Consider the following 18769-nt stretch of genomic DNA (forward strand, 5'->3'; position numbering starts at 1 on the left):
GTCCATGCAGCCGTCGGGCAGGACCGGCGCGGCCGAGGGTACGGGCAGTACGGCCGCGGGGGGGGGGGGGCCCCGCCCCCCCCCCCGGGGGGCGCCCCCCCCCCCGCCGTGGTGCTGCGTCAGCGGCCCTGCTGGGCGGGCACGCCGATGGTGTCGTCGTTCGGCAGCGAGGCGGCGGCCACGGCCGCGCCGGTCAGCGTCGCCAGCATCTCGCGGACGTTGGTCAGCTGGGCGTTGATGCTGTCGCGGCGGTTGGTGAGCGCCGCCAGCTCGCGCTCGGATTCGCTGCGGATGCGGTCGGCCTTGGCGTTGGCGTCGGCCACGATGTCCTCGGACTGGCGCTGGGCCGTCTCGACGGTCTGGCGGGCGCGGCGCTCGGCGTCGGTGCGCAGCTTCTCGGCCTCCAGGCGCAGCTGCTCGGCCCGGTGCTCGATCTCGGCGAGGCGCTTCTCGGCCTTGGCCTGACGGGCGGCCAGGTCGCGCTCGGACTGCTCGCGGCGCTTGGCGAGGTTGGTCTCGAACTCCAGCGCGGCCTGGGCGGCCTTGGTGCGGGTCTCCTCGAAGAGGGCGTCCGCCTCCTCGCGCTTGTTCTGCGCGTCCTTGTTGGCCTCGGCGCGCAGCTGGGCGGCGTCGCTCTTGGCCTTGTCGACGATCCGCATGCCTTCGTCCTCCGCCTTGGCCTTGCGGTCCTTGGCGTAGTTCTCGGCCTCGGTGCGGACCTGCTGGGCGGCGGCCTCGGCGAGCTCGCGGTGCTGCTCGGCGGCGCGGTGCGCCTCGTCGCGCAGGTCCTTGGCCTCCTCCTCGGCGAGGCGCAGGATCTTCTCGACCCGGGCGCCGAGACCGGCGTACGACGGCTCCTGCTCGGCGACGGCCGCCTGGGCGGTCTGCGTCTCCAGGTGGAGCTCCTCGATGCGCTTCTCCAGCGCACTGATCCGGGTCAAGGCACTGTCACGGTCGGCCACCAGCTTGGTGATCCGCTCGTCGACCTGGGCACGCTCGTACCCACGGCGCACCAGGTCGAAGCCGTGAGGGGAGTGACTGTCGCTCATGGGGTTCTGGGCTTCCTGTCGTCAAACCGCTGAGGTGGTTGAGGGAATCCTGACACGGTACCGGAGTGTCGACGGCGAAATGCCGTTGTCTCGCGGACAATGTCCGCTCAATCGGGTGGTGCGCTCTTGGAGCGATTGCCACCCGACCGGGGGGAGCCAACTCCGGCACCGGCCTTGGCACCCCCGTCCTTCTTGGTACTTCCCCCGTTGGTACTTCCCCCGTTGGTCTGTGCGACCGGTGCCGGTGCCTCGAAGGCCTCCAGGGCGGACAGGACGTCCTGGACCCTGGAGATCTCGGTGTTGATGTCCTTGCGACGGCGCACCAGTTCGTCGAGCTCGCGCCGGCCCTCGGTGGTGACGCGCTCCGCCTCGGCGCGCGCCTCCTCCAGCAGGCGCTCGGCCTCGGCCTTGGCGAGCTCGACCTGCTCGTCCGCGGCGCGGTCGGCGGCCTGCAGCCGCTTCTCCGCCTCGGCGGACGCCTTCTCCAGCCGCTCCTCGGCCTCCTCCTGGGAGGACCGAAGCTTGGCCTCGGCCTTCTCGATCAGAGCCTCGGCCCGGTCGGTGGAGGTGGAGAGCTTGGTCTCCGCCTCCTTGAGCAGGCCTTCGGCCTTGCGGACCGCCGACAGCCGGACCTTGCTCGCCTCGGCGGACGCCTCCGAGGTGAGCTCGCCGGCCCGCTCCTCCGCGGCGGCGACCAGGGCCGCCGCGCGGTCCTCGGCCTCGGCGACGGTGGCGACCGCCTGCTCCTCGGCCTCGGTGAGCTGCTCCTGGGCGGCCGTCACCAGCGCGTCGACGCGCTCGCCGGCCGACTTCATGGCCGCCGCGTTCTCCTTGCGGGCGCGCTCGTGCAGCGCCTCGACCTCGGCGTCGGTGCGCTCGCGCAGCTCCTCGGCGCGCTCGCGGATCGCGGTGGCGTCCCGGCGGGCCTCGGCGAGCAGCACGTCGGCGTCGGCGCGGCCCTTCTCCACCTCGCCCTGGCCGGCCGCCTCGCCGGCGGCGACCAGCCGGTCGGCCTCCTTGCGGGCGGCGGCGACCATCGCGTCGGCCTGTTCCTCGGCGGCGGCGGTGGTGGCCAGTGCGGTGGTCTGGGCGTCCTCGCCGAGCGACTCGGCGTCCGCGAAGGCCCGTTCCAGGACGGACTTGGCCTGATCGCGAGTGGCCTTGTCGAACTGCTCGGCGGCCTCGCGGGTGTCCGCGTCGTAGGCGTCGGCGCGGGCGTGGGTCGCGGCGTCGTACTCGTCGGCCAGGGTGCGGGTGGCGTGCGCGTACTCCTCGGCCTCGGAGCGCAGCACGGCGGCCAGCTCCTCGGCGTCGGCGACCAGGCCGGCCGCGTGCTCCTCGGCGGCGGCGACGGTCCTGGCGGCCTGCTCGTCGGCGTCGGCGCGCAGCTGTTCGGCGCTCTCCTGGGCGGTGCGCAGCTCGTGGTCGGCCTCGGCGCGCAGCTGCTCGTCGTAGGCCTGGGCCTCGGCGTGGCGGCGGGCGATCTCGGCCTCGGCGGCCTCGCGCTCGGCGGTGAGCTCCAGCTCGGTCTGCTCGCGCAGGGCGGCCGTCTCGGCGGCGGTGCGGGCGCGCAGGTCGGTGGTCTCGCGGTCGGCGAGCTCGCGCTGTTCGGCGGTCTCCCGTTCGGCGTCGGCGCGCAGTTCGGCAGTTTCGCGGTCGGCGAGTTCACGCTGTTCGGTGGTCTCGCGCTCGGCGTCGGCGCGCAGGTCGGCGGCGGCCTGCGCGGCCTGCTCGCGGAGCTCGGCTGCCTCGCGCTCGGCGGTGGCCGTCAGCTCGGCGATCTGCTGGGAGGCGGCCTCGTGCAGGCCGGCCACGGACTGGCGGACCTCGGCGGCCTCGTCCTCGGCGGCCTCGATCAGCGCGGCGCACTCGGTCCTGGCCCCGGCGATCAGCTCGTCGCCGTCGACGCGGGCCTGTTCCAGCACGGCACCGGCCTCGGCGCGGATGGAGTCGGCGGTGGCGCGGGCCTCGGACAGCTCGCGGCCGGCCTCGGCGCGGACCGTCTCGGCCTGCTCGGCGGCCAGTGCGAGGTCGGCGGCGGCCTTCTCGCGCAGCTCCTTGGCGGCCTGGGCGGCCTCGGCCTTGCGCTGCTCGGCGGAGACGCGGGCGGCCTCCAGCAACTCCTCGGCCTCGGCGCGCTGGGCGGCGGTTTCGGCGTCGGTGCGCTCGGTGAGTTCGGTGGCGGCTTGCTCGGCGTCGGTGCGGACGCGGTCGGCGTAGGCCTCGGCGGCCTCGCGGACGGCGGCCGTCTCGGCGGCCGTGCGCTTCGTCAGCTCCTCGGCGCCCTGCTCGGCCTGCTCGCGCGCGGCCCGGGCGGCGGCCAGCTGCTCCGCGGTCTCCTCGCGCTCGCGCTGCAGCCCGGCGGCGGCCTCCTCGTGCTCGCGCCGGCTCTCCTCGCGCAGCGCGTTGGCGACCGTCTCGGCCTCGCCCCTGGTGCGGGCGGCCTCGGTGTCGGCCTCGGTGCGCACCCGCTCGGCGTCGGCCACCGCGGCGTCCCTGACGGCCTTCGCCTCGGCCTCGCCGTCCGCCCGCATGGCGTCCGCGGCGGTTCCCGCCTCGGCCCGCACCCGCTGGTCGAACTCGGCTGCCTCGCGCCGGAGTTCGGCGGTCTCGCGCTCGGCGGCGGTGCGGTTCTCGGCGGCCGCGGCCCGGGCGGCGGCGAGCGCGTCCTGGCCCTGCTGCTCGGCGGCGGCGGTGATCTTCCCGGCCTCGGTGCGGGCCCGGGAGAGGGTCTGCTCGGCCCGGCCCTGGGTCTCGGCCGCCTGCTCCTGGGCCTGCTCGCGCAGCCGCTCGATCTCCCCGGCGGCGCCGGCGCGCAGCTCGTCCGCGTCGGCCTTGGCCTTGGTGAGCAGCTCCTCGGCGTTCTTCGCCGACTCCTCGATCTGCAGCACGGCCTGGCGGCGGGCCTCGCCGCGGATCCGGTCGGCCTCGGCGGCGGCCTGGGCGCGCAGCTCCTCGGCCTCGGCGCGCAGCCGGGCGGCCTCGTCCTGCATCTGCTCGATCCGCTCGCGGATCGCGGCGGCGTCGTCCAGGGCGGCGTTCTGGGCCTGCTCGACGGCGGCCTGGGCCTGCTCGCGCAGGCGCTGGGCCTCGGCGGTGGCCTCGGCGCGGACCCGTTCGGCCTCGGCGGCGGCCTCGCCGCGGGCGGCCTGGGCGTCCTGGTTGGCCCGGTCGAGGACCTCCTCGGCGGTCTTGGCGGCCTTGGCGAGGTGGACGGTGGCGTCCTTGGCGCCCGCCGCGCGGCCCTCCTCCTCGGCCTCGCTGCGCAGGCGCAGCGCCTCGGCCTCGGCTTGCGCCCGCAGGTCGGCGAGGTCGCGCTCGGTGCGGGCGCGCAGGTCGGCGATCGCCGCCTCGGCCTCGGCCTTCAGCTCGGCGGCGACCGACTCGGCGGTGGCCCGCAGCCGCTCGCCCTCCTCGGCCGCGGCGGCCTTGGCGGCGTCCGCCTCGGCCTGCTTGGTGGCGGCCGTGGCCCGGACCGCCTCCGCCTCGGCGCGGATCGCCTCGGACTCCTTGGTGGCCTTGGCGACCAGGCGGGCGATCTCGGCCCGGGCGGTCTGCGAGCGCTGCTCGTTGGCGGCGTCGCCGTCCGCGACCCGGCGCTCGACGGCGGCCTCGGCGTCGGCCTGGAGCTGCTCGGCGGCCCGCTCGGCCTGGTCGCGCAGTTCGGCGGCCTCGCGGCGGGTGCGCTCGGCCTCGGCGTTCGCTTCGGCACGCAGCCGCTCTATCTCGGCCTGGGCGTGGGCCAGCTGCTGCTCGGCGCGGGCCTGCTCGGCGGCGGCGTGCTCCTTGAGCCGGCCGATCTCGGTCTGCGCGGCGACGAGCTGCTGTTCGGCGGCCGCGTGCGCGGCGGCGAGCTGCTGCTGGGCCTCGCCGCGGGCGGCGTCGACGTCGGCGGCGGCCTGGGCACCGGCCTGCTGGGCCTGCTCGGAGGCGGCGCGCAGGAGGCGCTCGGCGTCGGTCTGGGCCCGGTGCAGGGCGGCCTCGGCGGCGGCCTGGGCCTCGCCGCGGGCGGCGTCCACGTCGGCGGCGGTCTGGGCGCGGGCCTGGTCGGCCAGGGCGACGGCCTCGGCGCGGGCGGCGGCCATCATCCGCTCGGCCTCGGCGCGGGCCTCCTGGAGCAGGCGGTGGGCCTCCTGCTCGCTGCCGGTCCTGGTCTGCTCGGCCCAGCCGTTCAGGTGCTGCTCGGCGTTGCGGCGCAGCTCGGTGAGCTCGTCCTCCAGCTGGCGGCGGCGGGCGGTGAGCTCGGCCTCCAGGCGGGCGGTGCGCTCGGCGGCCTCGGCCATGATCCGCTGGGTCGCGGCCTGGGAGTCCCGCAGCTGGCGCTCGGCGTCCGCGCGCATCTGCTGGGCCTGCATCTCGGCGGTGCGGAGCATCTGCTCGGCCTGGCCGGAGACGGCGTCGAAGGCGCGCGGCTGGGCGAGCATGCGACGGGATTCGTGCAGCTTGGCCCGGAGCACCTCCACCTGGTAGGCGAGGTCCTCGGCGTGCTCGACTGCCTTGTCCCGCTCCTTTCGAGTCCGACCCATCTCGGCCTCGAACTGGGAGAGGTGATCGTCAGCCTCGTAGCGGTCGTTGCCCCGCACTCCGCGGTCCCATCCATCTCCTGGTCGCGTCCTCGACCCGGCCGGTGCGCGGCCCCCGTGGTTCCGGGTGCCGCTCCGACTGGTCCTTGCATCCGCGGCCGGTGGGCCCCCACGTCAAGCCGGGGCCGCCCGCAGCGGAGGTCGGAGCCCTCGGTGCGGGAGCGCGGTCGTGCCGCGTTCCCCCGTCCGGGTGGACTCCTGGGCGAACTCTTGCCTTGTGGAGAATGGTGACAGATCCGACTTGCGACTGTTCAGCCGTGCCCGCGTAGTGGACTCCCCTGCGACGGGCCGCCGCCGGAGGGCGGACGGGCCTGTCATCGGCCGTGCCCGTCCCCTCCGTCCCCCGGAGTCTTCGCGCACCTGGGCATTGTAGTGGGAGCGCACTGCGGGGGAATGGCCGCGTGGGGGTTTTCCGGGCAGCCGGTCAGGTTACCGGCCAGTTCCCGGGTCCGAGCGGAGCGAGGGCCCCATCGAAAGGTGTGTGCTGCGCCCGGTGCCTGCCGAGCGCAGCGAGGGAGGTGCAGGGCGCCGCCCGGGGCGGGGGCGGCACCCTGGGGGGTTTCAGTGCTCGTCGTGGGCGGCCGGTTCGGCCGAGGTGACCAGCTCGGTCAGGACGCCGCCGCAGTCCTTGGGGTGCAGGAAGGTGATCCGCGATCCCATCGAGCCGATCCGCGGCTGGTCGTACAGGACCCGTACGCCCTTGCCCCGGATCGCCTCCGCGTCGCCGTCCACGTCGGCGGTGCCGAAGGCGATGTGGTGGACGCCCTCGCCGTTCTTCTCCAGCCACTTGGCGACGGTCGAGTCGGGCCGGGTGGGCTCCAGCAGCTGGAGGTAGGAGGCGCCGCCGTCACCGGTGTCGTTGATCTTGAGCATCGCCTCGCGGACGCCCTGCTCCTCGTTGACCTCGCTGTGGAACACCTTGAAACCGTACGTGGCGCGGTAGAACTCGACCGTCTTGTCGAGGTCGCGGCAGGCGATGCCGATGTGGTCGATACGGGTCAGCACGGCGACCTCCGGGGAGCGGGTTGGGGACGTCCGGGGAGCGGTTCGGGGACGTCCTGGAATGACGTGGCCACCAGTGCAGCGCATCGCGCTTGACCGGCGCCAGCGCCGGACGTGCGAGCCTGCTCACACGCCGTGGTTCACCCGGACCGCGTTGACACGGTGTTGACTGGATGGTGCCAGTGCGCTCGATCACACCGTAGCTCCGGTGACGGGCGGGTAACAGGTCAGTACATTGAGCGGCATCCTCACCTGGCCACGACGTGCGAAGGGGCCCGTCCCATGACCAACACCACCTCTGTGATCGTTGCCGGTGCGCGGACCCCCATGGGCCGCCTGCTCGGCTCGCTCAAGGGTTTCTCCGGCGCCGACCTCGGCGGCTTCGCGATCAAGGGCGCGCTGGAGCGGGCCGGCATCACGGGTGAGCAGGTCCAGTACGTGATCATGGGCCAGGTGCTCCAGGCGGGCGCCGGCCAGATCCCGGCCCGTCAGGCCGCCGTCAAGGGCGGCATCCCGATGAACGTCCCGGCGCTGACCGTCAACAAGGTCTGCCTCTCCGGCCTCGACGCGATCGCCCTCGCCGACCAGCTGATCCGCGCCGGCGAGTTCGACATCATCGTGGCCGGCGGCCAGGAGTCGATGACCAACGCCCCGCACCTGCTGCCGAAGTCCCGCGAGGGCCACAAGTACGGCGCGATCGAGATGATCGACGCCATGGCGTACGACGGCCTCACGGACGCCTACGAGAACATCCCGATGGGCGAGTCCACCGAGAAGCACAACACCCGCCTGGGCATCGCCCGCGAGGTCCAGGACGAGATCGCCGCCGCCTCGCACCAGCGCGCCGCCAAGGCGCAGGCCGACGGCGTCTTCGAGGCCGAGATCGTCCCGGTCGCCATCCCGCAGCGCAAGGGCGAGCCGGTCCTGTTCAGCCTGGACGAGGGCATCCGCGCCGACACCACCGTCGAGGGCCTGGCCAAGCTGCGCCCGGCCTTCGCCAAGGACGGCACGATCACCGCCGGCACCTCCTCGCAGATCTCCGACGGCGCCGCCGCCGTCGTCGTGATGAGCAAGGCCAAGGCCGAGGAGCTGGGCCTGACCTGGATCGCCGAGATCGGCGCCCACGGCAACGTGGCCGGCCCGGACAACTCGCTGCAGTCGCAGCCGTCCAACGCGATCAAGCACGCGCTGGCCAAGGACGGCCTGACCGTCGCCGACCTCGACCTGATCGAGATCAACGAGGCCTTCGCGGCCGTCGCCCACCAGTCGATGAAGGACCTGGGCGTCTCCACCGACATCGTCAACGTCAACGGCGGCGCGATCGCCCTCGGCCACCCGATCGGCATGTCCGGCGCCCGCCTGGTGCTGTCCCTGGCGCTGGAGCTCCAGCGCCGCGGCGGCGGCGTCGGCGCGGCGGCGCTGTGCGGCGGCGGCGGCCAGGGCGACGCCCTGATCGTTCGCGTCCCCAAGGATCACAGCCCGAAGGCCTGATCAACCTCGACCGAACCGGGGCTGCGGACCGCCACGAGCGGTCCGTGGCCCCGTCGGCATCCGCGCAAGGAGCACCCGATGATCGATGTCGCCACGCTGGTCGAACAGGCCCGGCAAGGCCGACCGCGCGCCGTCGCCCGGCTCATCACGCTGGTCGAGAACGCCGCCCCGGAGCTGCGCGAGGTCATGGCCGCGCTCGCCCCGCACACCGGACGCGCCTACACCGTGGGCCTCACCGGTTCCCCCGGCGTGGGCAAGTCCACCTCCACCTCGGCGCTGGTCTCCGCCTACCGGCGGCTCGGCAAGCGGGTCGGGGTGCTGGCCGTCGACCCGTCCTCGCCGTTCTCCGGCGGCGCGCTGCTCGGTGACCGGGTCCGGATGCAGGAGCACGCCACCGACCCCGAGGTCTTCATCCGCTCGATGGCCACCCGCGGGCACCTCGGCGGCCTGTCCTGGGCCGCGCCGCAGGCCCTGCGGGTGCTGGACGCGGCCGGCTGCGACGTGATCCTGGTGGAGACCGTCGGCGTCGGCCAGTCCGAGGTGGAGATCGCCGCCCAGGCCGACACCACCGTCGTGCTGCTCGCCCCCGGGATGGGCGACGGGATCCAGGCCGCCAAGGCCGGGATCCTGGAGATCGGCGACCTCTTCGTGGTCAACAAGGCCGACCGGGACGGCGCCGACGCCACCGCCCGGGAGCTCAACCACATGCTCGGCCTCGGCGAGGCCCGCGAGGCCGGCGACTGGCGCCCGCCGATCGTCAAGACCGTCGCGGCGCGCGGCGAGGGCGTGGACGAGGTCGTCGAGGCGCTGGAGAAGCACCGCGCCTGGCTGGAGGAGCACGACGAGCTGACGGTGCGCCGCCGCCGCCGGGCCGCCGACGAGATCGAGGCGATCGCCCTGTCCGAACTGCGCGCCCGCATCGGCGACCTCCGCGGCGACCGCCACCTGGCCGGCCTCGCCGAACGCGTCGTCACGGGCGAGCTGGACCCGTACGGCGCCGCCGACGAACTGGTCGCGGGCCTGACCGAGAGCTGAGCCCCCCGGGCTGCCCTGTCCGGCCTCCCTGCGCAGGAAGTCGGCCGGGCCGACTTCCTATGCAGGGAGCTCTTCGGGGTCTACGAGCGGCCGCGGAGGCTGCGGAGGTGGTCGGCGATGGGGGCCAGGGCGGCGTACATCGCGTCCAGCTGGTCCGGGGTGAAGCGGTCGATGAAGTGGGCGCGGACGCTGCGTACGTGGTCGGGGGCGACGCGCTGCATCGTCTCCCAGCCCTGCTCGGTGAGGTGGGCGTAGAGGCCGCGGCGGTCGCCCGGGCACTCCTGGCGGAGTACGAGGCCGGCCGTCTCCATGCGTGTGATCTGGTGCGAGAGCCGGCTCTTGGACTGCAGGGTGGCGGTCGCGAGGTCGGTCATCCGCATCCGGCGGTCGGGCGCCTCGGAGAGGACGACCAGGATCTCGTAGTCGTTGATCGCCAGGTTGTGGGGCTGGAGTTCGCGGCCGAGCTGGTAGTCCAGCAGCTTGGCGACCTCCAGATGGGCGCGCCACATCCGCTGCTCCCGGGCGGTCAGCCAGGGCGTCTCGTCCTCGGGCTGCGACGCGGGGGCGTCCGCGGTGTCGGTGGGGTGCGTATCCATGGCGCCAGCATACCCCGATTTAGTTAAATCTTGTACGAGTTTACGGGGCGAAACGTCGTCCGGGTCAGCGTACCGAGCCCTCGGCGCCCACGACACCGACCGGCCGCTCGGCCATCACGCGCTCGGTGGACTGGATCAGCACCTGACCGGCGCCGACGAACTCGAACTGGTGCTCCTCGCCGGACACCCCGCCCAGGCCGGTCAGCCGCCGCAGGCCGCCGACGACGCCGTGCAGGTAGTCGTGGTCGTAGTGGTGGCAGGGCGCCGGGCAGTCGGCCCAGCCGACCAGCGCCTGCGGGTCGACCCGGATCGGCGGCTCGACGAAGTGCACCGGGCCGTTGGACGCGGCGACGAACCGGCCGGTGCCGAGCAGGGTCAGGAAGCCCGGGACGATCGACTGCTTGAGCCGCAGCGCCGGGTCGAAGGCGAGCAGGTTGCCCGAACGGACGGTCAGGTTGCCGTCGTCCAGGTCGTAGGAGTTGAGGTCGTAGGCGCGGTCCGCCAGCAGCAGCTTGCCGCGGCCCCGGGCGACGACCCAATCGGACGCGTGCAGCGGCGAGTTGAAGTGCAGGCTGAGGGCCCGGTCGAGCGCGCCGGCGCCGATGCCCTGGAAGGAGATGTCGCCGTAGTAGGCGATCATCTTGCCCTTCTGCAGGAAGTACGTGCCGTTGAGGTCGACCGAGAACGCGTACGGGTTGACGTTGTCGTCGACGGGCAGGGTGTACACGTCGTAGACCACGGGGCCGCCGCCGTCGCGCGGCTCCGGGAGGGGCACCGAGAGGTCGAACCGGGTCGGCAGCGGGACCGCGAAGCCCGGCTGGGTCGGCTGGTCGTACGGCGACTGCCCGTAGGGAGAGTGGGTCATCAGAGCTTCTCCTCGCTCGCCTGGACGTACACCGCGCCGTGCCCGTCCAGCTCCAGCTGGAACGCCTCGCCGGAGCCGCGGCCGATGAACTCGCGCCAACCCAGCGCGGTGGACAGCCGGTTGCGCACCTCGCCACGGTGCGCGACGTAGGCCTGCGGGTCGACGTGCACCGGCTGCCCGGGGACGATCGGCAGCTCGAAGACGCCGCCGTGCGCCATCACCGCGACCGCGCCGTGCCCGTCCAGCCGGGTGGTGAACAGCCCCTGGCCGGTGGCCTGGCCGCGGACCACGCCCATCACCCCGCCCTGCGCGCCGAGGAACGTGGTGGACTGGCGCAGCGAGCCCTCGAAGGCCAGCAGCCGGTCCGCCTCGACGTACAGGGTGTCCCCGGTCAGGTCGATCACGTGCACGTGGTGGCCGCCGTGGCCGAACATGACGCTGCCCTGGCCCTCGACGGTCATCAGCGGGGTGTCCTCGTTCGCCACGCGGCGCCCGATCATCGACAGCACTCCGCCCTGCCCGCCGGTGACGTTCGGCGTGAAGCGGACGTCCCCGGTGTACGCGATCATCGCGCCGCGCTGGCTGAACAGCCGCTGTCCGGGCAGGATCCGGGCTTCGACGAGTTTGCCGTTGAGCTGCCGAAAGGCCATCAGACGTCGCCTCCGGGGGTGTGCTTCTCGGAGGGCTGCACGTACACCAGGCCCTCGCCGGTGAACTCCACCTGGACGGCCTCGCCGCCGCCCTCGCCGATCGCGGTCGTCCAGCCGGCCCCGGACTTGAGGCTGCGGTGCAGGCTGCCGGTGTGCGCGACGTACGCGCCGGGGTCCACCCGCAGGGGCATGTCCTTGCCGACCCGCAGGACGACGGCCGGGCCGTTGGAGGTGACGGCGGCCCAGCCGTGGCCCTCCACCTTGGTGGTGAACAGGCCGTTGCCGGAGGAGACGCCGTTCAGCCCCGTGAAGGTGGTGCCGGTGCGCAGGGCGGCCTCGGTGCAGAGCAGGTTGCCGGACTCGACGAACAGCGCCTCGCCGGTCAGCCGGACCAGGTTGATCTCGGTGGCCCGGTCGGCGAAGTAGCAGGTGCCCCGCCCCTTGACCTCCATCACGTCCATCTGCTCGCCGGTCAGCCGTCTGGCGACCACGCCGCGCAGGCCGTCGCCGCCGCCGGTGAGCTTCTTGAAGGCCATCTGCCCGGTGTAGGCGACCATCGACCCGTTCCTGGCCTTGACGGCGTCGCCCGCCAGCTCGACGGCGAGCACCCGGGACCCCTGGAGTCTGAACTGTGCCACGGCCGCAATGTAACCAGTGCGGCCGTGGCGGGGGGAGAGCGCCTTACGTCCGGGCGTGCGAGCCCCGGGACGGCGGCACGGTGCCGGCCGCCTGCTCGACCTCCAGCAGCGAGGCCGAGTGGCGCTCCGCCTCGAAGGCGACCACGCCGCCGCGCAGGCCGAACAGCCGCTTGGAGAGCATGATCCAGACCACCGCGGCGATGTTGAGGAGCAGCGTGCAGATCTTCAGCACGCTCACCTTCTCGTGCAGTTCGTAGCCCTCCAGCGGGAGGAAGGCGGCGGTCGCGATGACGGTCAGGTACTCGGCCCAGCGCTTGCCCAGCCAGAGGCCGAACGCTTCGACGATCTCGATCAGCGCGTAGGCGACGAGCGCGCCCGCGACGATCAGCAGGGTGCTCTTCTTGTAGTCGAAGGTCTTGCGGATCGTGTCGACGATCGGGGAGTGCTCGATGTCCCAGTTGAAGTGGTCGGTGACCGGCTTGAAGACCGTCAGGTCCTGGTCGAAGACCTTGTGCACGGCGTCCTGGCTGTTGGAGAACTTCCAGACGCCGAAGGCGACGATGAGGATCAGGACACCGCGCAGGATCCGTTCGACGGCCAGGAAGCGCAGGATGAACAGGTCGCGCAGGGCCTTGCCGCGCGGCACGAGCGGGGCGTTCGCGGCCGGGCCGGAGCCGTGCGGGGCGCCGAGGGCGAAGTCCCCGCAGCGCAGGCAGCGCCAGGCGTCGCCGAGGGCGGTCGAGGCGTGCAGCCCGGCGGCGAGCTCGGGCTCGGCCGGTGCGTACGTCACGTGGCCGCGCTTGGCGCAGGTCCTTCGGTCCCAGTCCCGCTTGAACATCGGTGGCTACCCCCGTCGTGCGATGCGTACGGCGCCCGGTTCGCCGGGCGCGCGGGCAGCAGGATAGGGGCAGCGGGCGGCATCGCGCCGCGTGCGGGGCCGTTCTGGGGCGCGGTTGTGACATCGCGCACCCCGGGCGTGCTGCCGGGCACCCCGGCGGCGGGTTCGGACGTGTGCTCGGTGATAATGGCCGGAAGGCTTGTGAGTCGGTTCACAAGCTTCCGCAGCCCCCGGATCCCCGACCCCCGCATTGAGGTACCCATCGTGAACAGCAGCGCCGTCCACCGCCTGCGCCTGGTCTCCGCCCCCGAGGGGCTCTCCTGGATCCTGCTGATCATCTGCACGGTGCTGAAGTACTCCACCAGCTTCAACGCCGTTCCGGTGCTCGGCCCCATTCACGGGACCCTCTTCATCCTGTACGTGGTGTTCTGGATCCAGTCCTGGCAGACGCAGAAGTGGGACCGCAAGCGCGGGATCCTGCTGTTCGTCCTCTCGGTGGTGCCCTTCGGCGGGATCTACACCGAGCAGACCCTGGCCAAGGAGGAGCGCGGCGAGCTGGAGCCTGCCGTCGCCTGACGCTCCCGTGCGCGCAGCCGGTCGACAGGCTGTCGCGGCCTCCTCTCCCAAGGGCCGCGACAGCCTGTCGCCGTTTCCGGGGGTGGCTCCGTCAGAAGCATGACAATTCGTGGCGGGGAAGAACAGGGCGCCTCGGGGGATTGGCCAAGAAAAGGCCCTGCGGGCGTCCGGAGGGCCGGACTCCCGCAGGGCCGAGGGCCGTGCGTCAGTTGACGTTGACGCCGCTCCACGCGGCCGCGACCGCCTTGTACTCGGCGCTGGTCGCGCCGTACAGGTCCGCCGCCGCCTTGAGGGTGCCGGTGCGGGCGCCCGCGTAGTTGGTGGTGGACGTGAAGTAGACGGTCAGCGCGCGGTACCAGATCTTCGCGGCCTTGTCCCGGCCGATGCCGGTGAGCGTCGAGCCGTTGGACGTCGGGCTGTTGTAGCTGAAGCCGTTGAGGCTCTTCGCGCCGCTGCCCTCGGACAGCAGGTAGAAGAAGTGGTTCGCGACGCCGGACGAGTAGTGGACGTCCAGGTTGCCGACGCCCGAGTACCAGGAGTCGGCCGAGTTGCCGTCCTTGCTGGGCTTGTCCATGTAGCGCAGCGGGGTGCCGTCGCCGTTGATGTTGAGCTGGATGCCGATGAAGTAGTTCGGCGGCGTGGAGGGCAGGTTGGCGTAGAACTCGACCATCTTGCCGAAGATGTCGGAGGTGGCCTCGTTGAGGCCGCCGGACTCGCCGGAGTAGTTGAGGCCCGCGGTCGCCGAGGTGACGCCGTGGGTCATCTCGTGGCCGGCCACGTCGAGCGCGGTGAGCGGGTGGGTGTTGCCGGAGCCGTCGCCGTAGGTCATGCAGAAGCAGGTGTCGTTCCAGAACGCGTTGACGTAGTTCGAGCCGTAGTGGACCCGGCTGGTGGCGCCGACGCCGTTGTTCTTGATGCCGTTGCGGCCGAAGGTGTTCTTGTAGAAGTCCCAGGTGGTCGCGGCGCCGAACTGGGCGTCCACGGCGGCGGATTCGGAGTTCGACGGGCTGCCGTTGCCGAACACGTCCGTGCTGTTGGCGAAGAGGGTGCCGGAGCCGGAGGTCCGGCCCTTCAGGTTGCTGGTGGACTGGCCGCCGCGGGAGGCGTCCTTCAGCTGGTAGGACGAGCCGCTCTGCGTGGTGGTGAGCGGGACCTTGCCGACGAAGACGCCGGTGCCGCTGCCGGCGGCGGTCTGCACCTGCTCGTGGGAGGACAGCACCTCGCCGGAGGCCGCGTCGGTCACCAGCAGCTGGCTGCTGGGGGTGCCGTCGGCGCGGACGCCCTCGACGGTGGTGCGGTACGCGAGCCGCGGGTTGCCGTCGGAGGCCCACACCACCAGCTCGGCCGCGCCGGTCTGGTGGACGGCCGTCAGCGGGGACTCGTCCGCGTCGGCGGCGATGCCGACGGTCGCCTGCACGGCGCTGCCCGCCTGTGCGGCGGCCTGGTCGGCGGGGATCGCCGGGGTGAGGCTGGGCACCGCGATCGGGGCGGTTATCGCCTTGTCGACCGACTGGACGGCGCCGCCCGCGCTCTCGTGGACCACCAGGTCGCCGCCGAGCACCGGGAGGCCGGCGAAGGTGCGCTCGAAGCGCAGGTGGCGGGTGCCGTCGGCGTCCACCACCGCGTCCTTGGCGACGAGTTGCTCCTGGCCGCCGAGGGCGAGGGCCTGGCCGAGCGGCCCGGCCTGACCGCCGGCCAGCGCGAGCGCGGCGGCGTACTGCTGGGCGGCCTGCGCCTGGAGCGCGGGCGCGGGGGTCGCCACGGCGGCGGTGCCCACCTGGACGACGCCGGTCAGGAGGGCGGTGGCGGAGAGTACGGCGACGGCTGCGAGCTTTCGCTTCACGTGCGAGTCCTTCCGGGAAACCGCGGTGCGCGGTCGCGCGGCGTTCCGGGGGCCGGGATCGGCACCTGCGGGGCGGAACGCGCGCTGACGTGCTGGGCAACCCCGTGCGGCGTACGGCGGCGCACCGGTGGGTGGGGGTGGTGGCCGCCGAACGGGGTTGGGCGAAAGCATGACAATCGAGCAAACGAAATGACAGGTCTCGTTCATGAATTGGCCAAGTCCCGCCAGCGCGACGCATTGTGAACGGACCGACAAAACCGGCGAATTACCCCGTCTTTCAGCGGGTTACCGCTCGAACCGAGGCCTGATAGCGGGCCGGACCACTGAATCGGCGTCAATGGCCGTGCCATGACAGTGCGTTGGCGGGCCGACACACCGCCGCAATGTCCAGGTATGGACCTGCGCGCCCGATTGGCGGGATCCCGCCACGCGTCGCGCTTGTCCACCATCAGGACAGCTGGTAGCACACGACCGTTGCGCCGGTACGGTAAGAAGGTGGCCAAGCCCCTCGCACTCGACTTCGACCCGATCGCCCGCGCCGACGAGCTGTGGACCCGCCGCTGGGGCGGCGTCCCCTCGATGGCGGCGATCACCTCGATCATGCGCGCCCACCAGATCCTGCTCTCGCGGGTGGACGCGGTGCTCAAGCCGTACGGGCTGACCTTCGCCCGCTACGAGGCGCTGGTGCTGCTCACCTTCAGCCGGACCGGCGAGCTGTCCCTCTCCAAGATCGGCGAGCGGCTCATGGTCCACCCCACCAGCGTCACCAACACCGTCGACCGCCTGGAGCGGGCCGGCCTGGTCGCCCGCCGCCCCAACCCGCTGGACGGCCGCGGGGTGCTCGCGTCGATCACCCCGCGCGGCCGCGAGGTGGTCGAGGAGGCCACCCGGGAGCTCATGGCGATGGAGTTCGGGCTGGAGGAGTACGGCGCCGACCAGTGCCACCAGGTGTTCGAGCTGCTCCGGCCGCTGCGGATCGCCGCCGGGGACTTCACCGACGAGGCTCACGGGGTCGACGAGGGTCGCTGAGCCGACGGGGGGCCTGCGCGGGCGTGGGGCCTGCGCGGGCGCGGCCGTGAGGACGGCTACCCTCGTTCGGAGCGGTGCGCAGATCCGGACGTACCGGCCGATCCAGCCGAGCGAGGCGATGTAGAAGATGAAGGCGACCCCCCTGCTGGGCTGGTACCGGGCCCTGGCCGTCGCGACCGGTGTCGCGCTGCTGGTGTTCTGCGGCTTCATGGTCGCGAAGTACGGCTTCCAGACCGCCGAGGACGTGACGACGTACGTCGCGATGCTGCACGGCTACCTGTACATCGGGTACTTCGTGGTGACCTTCCTGCTGGGCCAGAAGCTCAAGTGGCCGCTCGGCCGGCTGGTGCTGACCCTGGCGGCCGGCTGCATCCCGTTCCTGTCCTTCGTCTTCGAGCGCCGGGTGGCCCGCGAGGCCGCCGCGAGCCTCCCGGCCGGGTCGGACGCCCGCCAGCCGGCCGGCGTCTGAGCGCGGACGGCGCGGACGGCGCGGACGGCGCGGACGCCGCGCACGGCGACCGCAGAGCCTTCGAGGGCCCTCCTCCCCATCGTGGGGAAGGGGGCCCTCCGCCGTTCCCGGGGAGTTTCCCGCGATGTCCACCGGGTCGCCCCGGTTCGTCCATCGACAAGTACTAGGACGTCCGAGTAAATTAGTAGGACGTCCTAATAGCTGTGCCGCCCGGTGCCGTGGCGGCTGTACGGAGCGGAGTGCGGGCCCATGGACGCCGAGGAGATCGAGCGCGGACGGCAGCGCTGGCAGCAGCGGTACGACGCCGCCCGCAAGCGCGACGCGGACTTCACCACCCTCTCCGGCGACGAGGTCGCGCCGGTCTACGGCCCGCCGGCCGGGCAGCCGGTCGAGGGCTTCGAGCGGATCGGCTGGCCGGGCGAGTACCCGTTCACCCGCGGGCTGCACGCCACCGGCTACCGGGGCCGCACCTGGACCATCCGGCAGTTCGCCGGGTTCGGCAACGCGCAGCAGACCAACGAGCGCTACCGGATGATCCTGGAGGCGGGCGGCGGCGGCCTCTCGGTCGCCTTCGACATGCCGACCCTCATGGGCTACGACTCCGACGACGCCAAGTCGCTCGGCGAGGTCGGCCACTGCGGCGTGGCCATCGACTCGGCCGCCGACATGGAGGTGCTGTTCAACGGCATCCCGCTCGGCGAGGTCACCACCTCGATGACGATCAGCGGCCCGGCCGTCCCGATCTTCTGCATGTACCTCGTCGCCGCCGAGCGCCAGGGCGTGGACCCGGCGGTGCTCAACGGCACCCTGCAGACGGACATCTTCAAGGAGTACATCGCCCAGAAGGAGTGGCTCTTCGCGCCCGAGCCGCACCTGCGCCTGATCGGCGACCTGATGGCGTACTGCGCGCAGGGCATCCCCGCGTACAAGCCGCTGTCCGTCTCCGGCTACCACATCCGCGAGGCCGGGGCGACGGCCGCTCAGGAGCTGGCGTACACGCTCGCGGACGGCTTCGCGTACGTCGAGCTGGGCCTGTCCCGCGGCCTGGACGTGGACGTCTTCGCGCCGGGCCTGTCGTTCTTCTTCGACGCGCACCTGGACTTCTTCGAGGAGATCGCCAAGTTCCGTGCCGCGCGCCGGATCTGGGCCCGCTGGATGCGCGACCGCTTCGGCGCGAAGACCGACAAGGCGCAGTGGCTGCGCTTCCACACCCAGACCGCCGGCGTCTCGCTCACCGCGCAGCAGCCGTACAACAACGTGGTCCGCACCGCCGTCGAGGCGCTGTCCGCGGTGCTCGGCGGCACCAACTCGCTGCACACCAACGCCCTGGACGAGACCCTGGCGCTGCCCTCCGAGCAGGCCGCCGAGATCGCCCTGCGCACGCAGCAGGTGCTGATGGAGGAGACCGGCGTCGCCAACGTGGCCGACCCGCTGGGCGGTTCGTGGTACGTCGAGGCGCTGACCGACCGGATCGAGCAGCAGGCCGAGGCGATCTTCCAGCGGATCCTGGACAAGGGCCGTGAGGACCACGAGATCGGCCCGATCACCTCCGGCATCCTGCGCGGCATCGAGGAGGGCTGGTTCACCGGCGAGATCGCCGAGGCCGCCTTCCAGTACCAGCAGGGCGTGGAGAAGGGCGAGAAGCGCGTGGTCGGCGTCAACTGCCACCCGCGCAGCGTCACCCCCGAGCTGGAGATCCTGCGGGTCAGCCACGAGGTCGAGCGCGAGCAGGTGCGCGTCCTGGCCGAGCGCAAGGCGGCCCGCGACGAGGCGGCCGTGCGGGCCGGGCTGGACGCCATGCTCGCGGCGGCGCGCTCGGGCGAGTCGATGATCCCGCCGATGCTGGACGCGGTGCGCGCCGAGGCGACGCTGGGCGAGATCTGCCACGCCCTGCGCCAGGAGTGGGGCACCTACCAGGAGAACGCGGCCTTCTGACCACCCGAGCCGGCGGACGGGCTTCCGCCGCTTCGCCCCGGATCGGCTCGACGCCAGCTACGAGCCGCTGGCCCCTGCCAGCCCTGGCCAGTGCCACCGCCACGCCGAGCTGAACAGGAGCCCCCTCAGCGTCACCATTCGTCTCCGCTTCGGCACGGCCGAAGCGGAGA

At 72.9% G+C, this 18769-nt stretch carries 15 protein-coding genes; 6 read left to right on the forward strand and 9 right to left on the reverse strand.

From position 1 onward, the window contains the following. Positions 1 to 119 precede the first annotated feature (119 nt). The 3 genes from AB0O00_RS12810 to mce all read right to left on the reverse strand — a co-directional run bounded on the left by AB0O00_RS12810 (position 120) and on the right by mce (position 6637). Positions 120 to 1049 (reverse strand): cellulose-binding protein, encoded by a 930-nt coding sequence (locus tag AB0O00_RS12810; protein WP_329927955.1) that lies wholly within the window; start codon positions 1047 to 1049, stop codon positions 120 to 122. 107 nt (positions 1050 to 1156) lie between these two features. After that, entirely contained in the window at positions 1157 to 5632 is a 4476-nt protein-coding gene (locus AB0O00_RS12815; RefSeq protein WP_363651022.1) for a hypothetical protein, read from the reverse strand. Positions 5633 to 6193: 561 nt separating this feature from the next. Beyond that, the gene (mce, locus tag AB0O00_RS12820; RefSeq protein WP_363651024.1) at positions 6194 to 6637 is read right to left on the reverse strand and encodes a methylmalonyl-CoA epimerase; all 444 of its coding nucleotides are present in this window, start codon (positions 6635 to 6637) and stop codon (positions 6194 to 6196) included. Between the two features lie 279 nt (positions 6638 to 6916). Here mce and AB0O00_RS12825 point away from each other — a divergent pair, with 279 nt between their 5' ends. Continuing rightward, the gene (locus AB0O00_RS12825) at positions 6917 to 8125 is read left to right on the forward strand and encodes an acetyl-CoA C-acetyltransferase (protein ID WP_363651026.1); all 1209 of its coding nucleotides are present in this window, start codon (positions 6917 to 6919) and stop codon (positions 8123 to 8125) included. Positions 8126 to 8203: 78 nt separating this feature from the next. Beyond that, entirely contained in the window at positions 8204 to 9160 is a 957-nt protein-coding gene (gene meaB / locus AB0O00_RS12830; RefSeq protein WP_363651028.1) for a methylmalonyl Co-A mutase-associated GTPase MeaB, read from the forward strand. Between the two features lie 80 nt (positions 9161 to 9240). On the opposite strand, the gene AB0O00_RS12835 is transcribed toward meaB, so the two are convergent. From AB0O00_RS12835 to AB0O00_RS12855, 5 genes are all read right to left on the reverse strand, one after another. Then, positions 9241 to 9756, reverse strand: a complete 516-nt coding sequence (locus tag AB0O00_RS12835; RefSeq protein WP_363651030.1) for a MarR family transcriptional regulator — start codon at positions 9754 to 9756, stop codon at positions 9241 to 9243. A 64-nt stretch (positions 9757 to 9820) separates the two neighbouring features. Then, a complete protein-coding gene (locus AB0O00_RS12840) occupies positions 9821 to 10621 on the reverse strand; it encodes an AIM24 family protein (protein WP_363651032.1) in 801 nt (266 codons plus the stop codon). After that, positions 10621 to 11271: an AIM24 family protein gene (locus tag AB0O00_RS12845; RefSeq protein WP_363651034.1), complete on the reverse strand. Its 651-nt coding sequence runs from the start codon at positions 11269 to 11271 to the stop codon at positions 10621 to 10623. Before AB0O00_RS12845 ends, AB0O00_RS12840 begins: the two co-directional genes overlap by 1 nt. Further along, complete coding sequence (locus AB0O00_RS12850) at positions 11271 to 11909, reverse strand: AIM24 family protein (protein WP_363651036.1); 639 nt, start codon at positions 11907 to 11909, stop codon at positions 11271 to 11273. Before AB0O00_RS12850 ends, AB0O00_RS12845 begins: the two co-directional genes overlap by 1 nt. A gap of 43 nt (positions 11910 to 11952) precedes the next feature. Beyond that, on the reverse strand, positions 11953 to 12747 hold the full coding sequence (locus AB0O00_RS12855) for a DUF2127 domain-containing protein (RefSeq protein ID WP_363651038.1): 795 nt from the start codon (positions 12745 to 12747) through the stop codon (positions 11953 to 11955). A 264-nt stretch (positions 12748 to 13011) separates the two neighbouring features. On the opposite strand from AB0O00_RS12855, the gene AB0O00_RS12860 reads away from it, so the two are divergent. Beyond that, positions 13012 to 13323 carry a DUF3817 domain-containing protein gene (locus AB0O00_RS12860; protein ID WP_363651040.1) on the forward strand — a complete coding sequence of 104 codons (312 nt, stop codon included), beginning with the start codon at positions 13012 to 13014 and terminating at the stop codon, positions 13321 to 13323. Positions 13324 to 13528: 205 nt separating this feature from the next. Here AB0O00_RS12860 and AB0O00_RS12865 read toward each other — a convergent pair whose 3' ends face one another. Further along, the gene (locus AB0O00_RS12865; protein WP_363651042.1) at positions 13529 to 15166 is read right to left on the reverse strand and encodes a M4 family metallopeptidase; all 1638 of its coding nucleotides are present in this window, start codon (positions 15164 to 15166) and stop codon (positions 13529 to 13531) included. A 495-nt stretch (positions 15167 to 15661) separates the two neighbouring features. Between AB0O00_RS12865 and AB0O00_RS12870 the strand changes: the two genes are divergently transcribed. From AB0O00_RS12870 to AB0O00_RS12880, 3 genes are all read left to right on the forward strand, one after another. Then, complete coding sequence (locus tag AB0O00_RS12870; RefSeq protein ID WP_363651044.1) at positions 15662 to 16195, forward strand: MarR family transcriptional regulator; 534 nt, start codon at positions 15662 to 15664, stop codon at positions 16193 to 16195. A 127-nt stretch (positions 16196 to 16322) separates the two neighbouring features. Beyond that, positions 16323 to 16664 carry a DUF3817 domain-containing protein gene (locus AB0O00_RS12875; protein ID WP_363651046.1) on the forward strand — a complete coding sequence of 114 codons (342 nt, stop codon included), beginning with the start codon at positions 16323 to 16325 and terminating at the stop codon, positions 16662 to 16664. A 249-nt stretch (positions 16665 to 16913) separates the two neighbouring features. Continuing rightward, positions 16914 to 18599, forward strand: coding sequence for a methylmalonyl-CoA mutase family protein (locus tag AB0O00_RS12880; protein WP_363651047.1), 1686 nt, complete (start codon positions 16914 to 16916; stop codon positions 18597 to 18599). Positions 18600 to 18769 lie beyond the last annotated feature (170 nt).

Source organism: Kitasatospora sp. NPDC093558 (assembly GCF_040683475.1).
Classification (GTDB): Bacteria; Actinomycetota; Actinomycetes; order Streptomycetales; family Streptomycetaceae; genus Kitasatospora.